The 8,668-nt window shown below is 56.5% G+C and carries 8 protein-coding genes; 2 read left to right on the forward strand and 6 right to left on the reverse strand.

Annotated features, from left to right (window positions below; all coding sequences use genetic code 11):
• Positions 1 to 886 precede the first annotated feature (886 nt).
• From EN969_RS07270 to EN969_RS07295, 6 genes are all read right to left on the reverse strand, one after another.
• The gene (locus EN969_RS07270; protein ID WP_013529061.1) at positions 887 to 1,489 is read right to left on the reverse strand and encodes a DUF3011 domain-containing protein; all 603 of its coding nucleotides are present in this window, start codon (positions 1,487 to 1,489) and stop codon (positions 887 to 889) included.
• Positions 1,490 to 1,560: 71 nt separating this feature from the next.
• A complete protein-coding gene (locus EN969_RS07275) occupies positions 1,561 to 1,977 on the reverse strand; it encodes a hypothetical protein (protein ID WP_244514240.1) in 417 nt (138 codons plus the stop codon).
• A 430-nt stretch (positions 1,978 to 2,407) separates the two neighbouring features.
• On the reverse strand, positions 2,408 to 3,142 hold the full coding sequence (locus EN969_RS07280) for a L,D-transpeptidase (RefSeq protein WP_082826592.1): 735 nt from the start codon (positions 3,140 to 3,142) through the stop codon (positions 2,408 to 2,410).
• Positions 3,123 to 3,923 (reverse strand): DUF6065 family protein, encoded by an 801-nt coding sequence (locus EN969_RS07285; RefSeq protein WP_063170393.1) that lies wholly within the window; start codon positions 3,921 to 3,923, stop codon positions 3,123 to 3,125. The genes EN969_RS07280 and EN969_RS07285 overlap by 20 nt, the downstream gene beginning before the upstream one ends.
• 85 nt (positions 3,924 to 4,008) lie before the next feature.
• Positions 4,009 to 5,514 (reverse strand): collagen-like protein, encoded by a 1,506-nt coding sequence (locus tag EN969_RS35895; protein ID WP_245441344.1) that lies wholly within the window; start codon positions 5,512 to 5,514, stop codon positions 4,009 to 4,011.
• A gap of 205 nt (positions 5,515 to 5,719) precedes the next feature.
• Entirely contained in the window at positions 5,720 to 6,433 is a 714-nt protein-coding gene (locus EN969_RS07295) for a response regulator transcription factor (RefSeq protein ID WP_063169440.1), read from the reverse strand.
• Between the two features lie 246 nt (positions 6,434 to 6,679).
• Here EN969_RS07295 and EN969_RS07300 point away from each other — a divergent pair, with 246 nt between their 5' ends.
• The gene (locus EN969_RS07300) at positions 6,680 to 7,921 is read left to right on the forward strand and encodes a HAMP domain-containing sensor histidine kinase (RefSeq protein ID WP_244514241.1); all 1,242 of its coding nucleotides are present in this window, start codon (positions 6,680 to 6,682) and stop codon (positions 7,919 to 7,921) included.
• A gap of 341 nt (positions 7,922 to 8,262) precedes the next feature.
• A complete protein-coding gene (locus tag EN969_RS07305) occupies positions 8,263 to 8,544 on the forward strand; it encodes a hypothetical protein (RefSeq protein WP_063169442.1) in 282 nt (93 codons plus the stop codon).
• Positions 8,545 to 8,668 lie beyond the last annotated feature (124 nt).

Here is an 8,668-nt window from a genome sequence, read left to right on the forward strand (position 1 = left end):
CTTCACGAGTTCGTCCCTGCTAAGCCATTTGGCCAACAAGTAAGTCTCGACAGGGCACCTTTTTGCGCAGCCGGACGAAACTCCGTTCGGAAATGTGCCGGCTCGCGGCGTAGGAGCCTGCTCAGGTTCAGATGTCATGAAGGCATCTAACGCCCGATCTGCCGCGCAACTTCGGTCCCATATTCATTGCCGACGGGGTATCTGAGGGCGACGTTTTTTGCGGGTTTTTCCTGGTCGGCTTTGGAGGTGATGCTGGCGCCGATTGTCACAGGCTACTTCACTATCTGTTCCTTGACCGATGAGATCTTTTGCGCTGCGGCGCTCCCGTCTTTGCTGTGGGTCACCTTCTGACCCAAGCCCCAACGTACACACGCGGGAGTGTCCTACAAGCCATCGGTTTCGACAGATCGGATGGATTGGGCAGGCGAGCCCAAAAGCTGCGAGCTTAGAGCGGTTATAAATCGTAGTTGTAGCTGTGTAACAAACTGTGTAACAAAAAGCGCGAAAAGACTAGTATTTTCAGTATCATAGAGGTGAAAGGGAATCCCTCCCTCTCCGCCATCGATTTCCCATAACGGCCTGATTCGCAACGATTTTTCCGAATATCAGCTCTCTTTTGGTGCATTTCTTGGTACAAAGAGGCTTCCGCACAAGCCCCTATGGATCGACATCATAAGAACCTCGATCTTATCGTCTCAGCCGCCGCCACGATGCAGGAGGAGATAGAGAACATGTTCGGCTGCCTCCACCGCTTCGAGGAGAAACCAAGAAGCAGGTGAACGAAGTCTGCCGTGGTGATGCCAGGATGAAGATCAAGATTGATGCTGCGGGAAAGATTTAAGAGCCCCGCTTTGACAATCGTGACCGGCTTCCTTCGTCCTTCAATTCACTCCGCGTCAGGATTGTCGACAAGGCAGCCTGCACCATGGCATCCTTGGTAGTTGCCATGCACATCAAAGTTTGGCTCTCCCTGCCTGTCAAATTGCGGTCGGGTATCGATTGCCTGGTCAGGATTGTCGACCTTGCATCCCATGCCATGACAACCATTGTAGCTGCTATCGGGGCGGTAGTTACTCGTCGTGTGCCGTCGATTGTGATGATCGTCCGCCATCCCCTCGATCAGAGCGCCGAGAATAGCTCCGCCAACCACTGCGCCGACGTCATGACCGCGATGGTCATACATGCGGGCATTGGGATCAAAGCTGTCGCCACGTCCATGGTGGTAGCCGCCGACATCGGCGAAAATTCCGGAGCAACCTTGCGCGACCCAAATATATTTGCTGCGTGGATTGTAGCCCCAGGTCCGGTTCAAAATACAAGGACTTCCAGAAGTCTGATGAATGAGTTGCGGCTTGCTCAGCGGGCCCGCCCAGCATTCGCCATACTGATAGTGCCTCGATTGGCATTCGACGGTCGATTGTGCGCGGGCATCAGAGATCATCCACGATGAGCCGAGCGCGAGCAAAGCAATGAACATGTAACGTAGCATGTGAACCCCTCCGGAGTGGTCAACGACCGGTTGCGTCGGTGTCATCGAAATGGAATTTCTTCCGCCAGGTGTCAGTCGTTGATCGCGGTGATCTTGATGGTGTTGCCGTCTCCGACGCCGGAGAACCAGACCTCGCCATCACCGATTGAGATGCCTTGCCAATTGGCGAACAGCGTCGGGTAGGTCTGCTTGAGGACGGTCTGTTTGACCTTGGCGGTAACGATCTTGTCGTAATCCGTCACGAAATGCGCGGCGTCGTTTATCTTGATCGCCTTGCCGCCGATCCGGGCGCGGAAGGGATAATCGATCATCGACGCGACGGTCTGCTTGTCGCCGGCACTGACAGCCTTCTGCAGCTTGTCGAAGAACTGCTGATAGGTTGTGTGACTGCCGAACAGCGCGTCAAGGGTCTGGTTTGTTTCAGCGGCGGTCTGCGCTGCCGCTGGACCCGCAACGGCGGTACTCAATAGCGCGGCGGAAACCAGCATGAATAGAGAGCGCCTCATCATAGGTCCTTTCACTCGGTCCGTTCAATTGCCAACCCATCAGCCTGGATTTGTCCTTCGGACGTTCGCGCCCTGACTGATGCCGACGGCGAACGGGAAGACGAATGGCATGCCGTCACTGACGAGAACTGACATATAGACGCGTCCATTGAATTTTTTTATTTCAATACACGCAAAAGGTGTAAAAAAGAATACCTAAACGTCGATTATGACGGACAGAGATGACGGTTAAGGTATCCAAAACCTTATTCGCGAGTGATATCGATACGAGCAGCGACGCCTATGTCTTAAATTCTCCCTCTATGACGCCATATGGATAGAAGCAGAAATCTGCCGTCACCTGTGCCACCGGCGTGGGTATTGTCCAACGGCATCCGACAGCAAGCGTTGGCCTGTGCCTGTTCAATTCGCTTCACTTCACGATGACCTTTGCTCCCTTCGGCACCAGACTGTAGAGTTCGATCACATCCTCGTTGAGCATGCGAATGCACCCTGAGGACGCTTCAGTTCCTATGGTCCAGGGCTCTGAGGTGCCGTGGATACGATAAAGCGTATCCACGCCGTTCTTGTACAGATAGAGAGCTCGCGCGCCGAGCGGATTGTGCGTGCCGGGCCTGATCATGCGCGGCAGGTCGGGCGACTGGTTACGCATGTCGTCAGTCGGATGCCATGCGGGCCACTCCGCCTTACGCCCTACGCTGGCAATGCCCGACCAACTGTAACCGCTAGCCCCGACGGCGACACCATAGCGCCGCGCCATCCCATTGAGGCGGTATAGATAGAGGAACCTCTGCCGTGTATCGATCAACACCGTACCGGCAGGCAAGCGTTCCGGGGGCGTCACATCGACAGGCAGAAAGCGTTGGTCAAACTTGCTGCGATCGACGATGAAGACCTCATGCGGCTCCCTCGCGTAAGCGGCTTTCACGCGAACTAACTCTGTAGCCGTATTCGGGCTACCTTTTCCATCCGCCAGGCAACCGACAAGGAGCGCCGCCAGCGCCAATACAAAGCCCGACCGCACGAACTGGCGGATGCATTCCGGTCTTTCGTCTCTGCTCGAAACCGACCCGTTAATCGAACGGCCAAATGCTAGCGATCCAACTGGAGGAATGCGCACAGGCCGCTTACTCTTGGCTAGCTTCATCTACTGGCGAACCTTTTTCCTGGGCCCGCAACTGGTCGATGTGGATCGGCCGCTTTAGAGTTCGCTTTACTCGGTGAGTGTCATCCGCGACCGATTTCCCCGTCGGCGAAACACCCTGCAGATAGTGCTTCTGCCACTTCATCTCCTTGGTAAGCTCGTCGTTCATCTGCAGGCCGGCCGAAAACCGTCGACGTTCGCTATTCCAAACCTTATGTTCTTTATGGAACTCAGGATCGTCCTCCATCGGACGAATGACCGGCTGCACCTGCTCGATAGCGACACTTGGCATCATGGTGATGAAACAGAATGGCTCGCCCTTGGCAAAAGTGACAGACCCAGGGCGGGTGAAGCGCCAATTCATGGTGAAACTGAACGGCAGCCAGTTGGTTTCCACCAAGCCGTCCAGCGGCGCGATTCCGTCCTTCATCCGGTTGGGAGAGCCGCGAGCCCACACCATCCAGCCCGGCTCGGTGCGAAACACGTAACCCGGATGAAAGGTTACTATGCCGTGCCCGAAGGTCGAGCTGATGAATCGGTGCGTGACGTTCGGTTCGTTTACATGGAAGGCGATGTCTTTTGTAGTGTTGTATCCGTTCCAAGTAACAGTCACATTTATGGGGTTCAACAATTCCCATCCGCTGGCATTGGCGATTGAAAGCGGCGTGCAGCGGTAGGCGAAATGCTGGTCGGTCGCATCCATCCAGTCTCGCGTCCCCTCCGCGGCGACAAGCTCAGGCGGGTTCGGAGCCTGGATCATGCAGTCAAGACGAGGGCCGGTCATACTCTCCGCTATCCTCAAACGATTCGATTCTAAGTTGCTGATCACGTCGCCAACCGTAGCGGCATGACCAGGATAGAAGGAGGCACTATGGGCCTGCCGGTCCGGTAGGTCCCTCCGGTCCCACCGGCCCCACCGGTCCGGCAGGTCCCTCCGGTCCCGCAGGTCCGGCAGGTCCGCTAGGTCCCTCCGCACCGGGCGCGCCGGGAGGTCCAGACGCGCCGGTATCGCCGGGCGCTCCAGGTGTCCCGTCCGATCCGGGCAGTCCGACAGGCCCAGCAGGTCCGCCAGGTCCCTCCGCGCCGGGCGCGCCGGGAGGTCCAGACGCGCCGGGCACTCCAGGCGTACCAGCCTCGCCGGGTGCGCCAGGCGCCCCCGGCTGTCCCCAAACATTGGTGGAAGGCGTCGGCAAGTTGCCAACGTCTTTTACGATGTGCGATGGAAGGAAGTCGCCACGATCACGCTGAATCAAGGAACGACCTGGCTTGTCGGCATAATAATCGTTCTGACCATCCGTGACCGCGCACTCGAAATTCTGGTCCGGATCCTTGCAGAAGACTGTCTTCGGGGCGCTTCGATCGCCATTGGTGCCGAAGTGGAATCTCAAACCGGCCATCGCAGAAAAATCGCCGCTTGAGGAGACGTCGCTGTTCGTCAGATCGAAGCTGAAATCACTGTAGATAGAAGTCGCTATCCCGCTTCCGAACTCGGTCAGGTACTCGGCGCCGCCAACAAGTTGCGTTCTACCACCAAAGGCGTCGCGATGACGCAGGCCGCCATTAACCTTGAAGTTATCCGTAGGATAGTACCCGACCCTGCCTTCGGCGAACGGGCTGACGTCCTCTTCAAGTGAATTCCATTCTATACCGGCAAGTCCCTCAAGCGTGACCCGGCCCAGATAGTACTGGCCTTCAACGCCGAGCTTGCCTTCGACATAACCGTTTTCAAGAACTCCACCATCATCGTAACCACCTCCGCCGTGAAGGTAGCTTCCATACAGACCCAGCGCCCCAACTTTCGGATCACGGCGGAACAGATGCGCGGCGGCACCTGTGAAGTTACTGTTTGGCGTCACGCCACCAATCGCATCGACCTGGAAGCCGTATTTTTCACCGAGCGGGAGCGCCACGGAACCGTCGGTAAAGGCATACGGGTCGTTACCGTTGGTTCCCGCGCCGAATCCGACACGCACATTGGGCGCGGCAACGGCACGAGTGTCGGATTGCGGATTTGACAGGTACATGCGCCTCTCAACCGAGGATAGCGCAGCCATCTCGCGACTCTGGGCCACCGAACCCCTGAGGGTGGCCAGTTCTTCTTTAACCTGAGCAGTCTCGGCGTAGGCGGCCTCAAGTTTGCGCGCCATCTGCTTCTGATTTCGCTGCAGGTCCAAAATCATCTGATAGAGTTGTTCGTTGCTTGGCGCCCCGGCTAGCGCGGGGGTAATCGCGACATAGATGGATGCGAACGTTAGAATAGAACAACTGGCAAATAAAATTCTCTTATGCTGCCGCATCCCGCACCCCTTCTGCGCACCGCCGCCCTCGTTATCTACCTCGCCATGCGCACGATACATTCCTATTCGATTATGCATAGAATGCGAGCCATCTAACGAATGCGGATTTATCCAACCCTTTCCTTGAAGTAATTAATCTCGCGATTATTCACAATCGCAGTAACTGTCATATCCTTACACTTACTGTCAGTCGCTTGAGGATGCTTCTCGAATTCCTTCCCTGTCATCTTCCAAATTGATGAGATCGGCAATCTTCTCTCTGGACAGGGTCGGCACGATCATTCTAATCGGGGAAGGCGAAGCCTGACCCGCGAATTGCGTGCAAGGGGAGAAGCATGTCGGATTTCTTGGCTCTTCGACGCAGCCGGCTCACGATGGTGTCCAGGTGGGCATAGTTGAAGTCATAGATGTCTGCGCCCATGGCTTCGACGAGCGCGCGGCGATCGACGGTCTTGCCACGCTCACTGAACAAGCGTTCCAAAAAGTGCCGTTCCGAGGTGGTCAAGCGAAGGCGATGGCCCATGCCGTCGGTAAGCACCCAGCCGCCTTCCTCGAGGGCCCATCGTGGGGCCGGAGACGACGAAGGGGCGCGGCGCCTGTTGAGACGTTCATTGACCGCCATCACCGTGGCAGCAAGCTCCCGAACATCAATGGGTTTGACGAGGTAAGCGTCAGCGCCCGCTTCAAGACCATTGAGCCGGTCGTCGATGGAACTCCGGGCCGTCGCCATGACGATCCCGACCGATTGTAAGGCCCGCAAATGGGTAGCTATGGAAAGGCCGTCTTCGCCCTCCAGGCCAATGTCGAGAATGACGATTTCAGCCGGCTTGGCGGCACAGGCTCGGTAGAGGGCGGCAGCATTGTGGAATCCATGTACGTTCAGGCCCAATCTGGATAGTCCGAAGACCATCTCCTCGCGGAAATCCCTGTCGTCATCGACAAGATAAACAAGGGGGGAGATCACGATAACGCCATGCTTGTAGCCTTCTCCGATCATCTACGGACCCCATGCAGCAATCTGATACCATTCGATTTCATTTATTCGCCGCATTGTCTATATTGTTTGTGTGTCTTGTTTATCATAGAGTCTGGGCTAATAAGTCTCTTCCACATGGGATACGCATCCGAAATTCTGAGGTCTCTAGAGCCGAAAACCATACACCTCATTTGGGGTATTATCGTTTGCTTATACAGTATAGTGCTGATATTATTTTTATCTAGACTGTTTGATTTTCACCGCCAATTGATCTGGGCGTGGCGCATCTCCCAGGGCGTTGTACTGCTCAATGGCATCGCCTTGGCTTTTGCGATTGTGGGACGCTACGGCGACGTCGGGTTTTTCGTATCGCGACTGCAGCAGCTGTCTCTCATCTTCATTTCGCTGCTGGTGCTCTATCTGCTCATTGTGCGGCGACGGTATCAATATCTGCTGTCGGCGATTGCATTTTTGAGCGTAATCTCTGTCATGCTGGTGATGCAGATGATGTATACTGGGGCCAACCCGTTCCAACTGGATGGCTCTTTGTCCAGATTCTTGGCCGGCGGGACCGTGATTCACCTGGCGTTGCTCAGCGCGGCCGTCGCGAAGAGAACGCGGCTTGCCGAGCGCAGCTTGAGCGAGGAAAAGGACCGCGTCATCGCAGTGTCGCGCTTGGCCGAGCAGGAGCTGACTATCAAGGTGCGCGAAAGGACCGCTGAGCTTGGGGAAAGAAACACCTCGCTCATGGTGGAAGTGGATCGACGTCACCTGCTTGAACTCAAGCTCAGGCAGGCTCTGGACACCGCCAACGATGCTCTGGCTCAGCAGCGGGACTTTGTGGCCTTGGTATCTCATGAGTTTCGCGGCCCGTTGGCCGTCATCTCTGCCGCCGCCGACAATCTGTCATCTTCTGCAGGTGAAAGCGCCGACAATATCAAGTTGCGCACCACAAGGATCCGCCAGACCGTCAAAAGGATGTCATCGCTGATTGAAAACGTCCTAGCCTTCGACCGGCTCAATGGCGGGCACGAAACTCTTCCCAGGATCAAGATGTTCGACCTGAATGAGGTTTTGCGCGCCGCCGAAGCGGGATTGGATGATGCTGCGGCCGGACGTGTTAGCTTCACTCACGGCGATGAAGTGATTGTGAAAGGTGACCGCAACCTGCTGGAGATTGTGATACAAAATCTGATCCAGAACGCCCTGAAATACTCATCGGTGACCAGCTCTGTGACGATCCGGCTGTCGACTGAGCAGGGCGTGGCGTTTGTACACGTGGCGGATCAGGGCTCTGGCGTAGCGCCCGACGACCACGAGTTCATATTCATGAGGTACTATCGCGCCGCGGGCCAACTGGTAAACGGCTCCGGTTTAGGGCTCTACATTTCACGCGAGATCGCCCGGCAGCATGGCGGCGGTCTCATACTGGCCGCCAGCGACGTCAACGGGTCGACATTCCGCCTCTCACTGCCCGTCGAGCGGAACTGGCCTGCCCCTGAAAAGTGATCCCCCTGACATATGGCCTTTGGGCCGAACCAGGACTGAAGAAAATGGCCGGAAAGAGACACAGTTGCGGCCGCTCATTGTCTACCGTTAACCTCCGGCAAATCTTGCGGATCTGGTAGAGAGGCGGCGATAGAGCCGCTCGAGCCGGGACACTCTGGCCTTCGCGGAGGCCGTAAAGCTTCGGCGATGGGCAGGCCCATTCGGCATCTCCGCACATCGCTTCTGTCCGCAAGCGCAGCCATGCCGCCGTGAATTTACCAGCCGGTTTAGCCCAAATGGGGAAGAGGCCCGGCCCACGATCTCGTAACGGTTGGTTCGCCGAACCCAGTTAGGAGACCACGATGCGCAAAGCCTCTCTCGCCATCGCAGCTTTCTTCAGCCTTGCCACTGTTGCATCGGCATGCGTGTCGATGGACGGCAACGTCGTCGTGAACAACTGCAATTATCGCGTCATGGGAAATTACAAAGGCTCGGATGGCAGTTGGGGTGGCTTCGGACCCATCCGCGCGGGCGGTCGTGAGGCAACTTTCAAAAGACGCGATGCCGGCTGGGACATCAGCTATTGCAACTACGATTCCTGGGTGGCAGGCACATGTCGGCCGAAGGATCCCAGGCAGATGTAAGCTTTCAAGCATGTCACTTCGCGCGCTTGGCTCTTTGCCGACGATGTGGCCGGCATCGAACGCCTGCCACTCTGTCGGCGCACGATAAATCCGTTACTGCTCCTTCTTGAACAGGTCCTGGAAG

The sequence above is a fragment of the Mesorhizobium sp. M7A.F.Ca.CA.003.01.2.1 genome (genome assembly GCF_003998945.1).
Lineage (GTDB): Bacteria > Pseudomonadota > Alphaproteobacteria > Rhizobiales > Rhizobiaceae > Mesorhizobium > Mesorhizobium ciceri.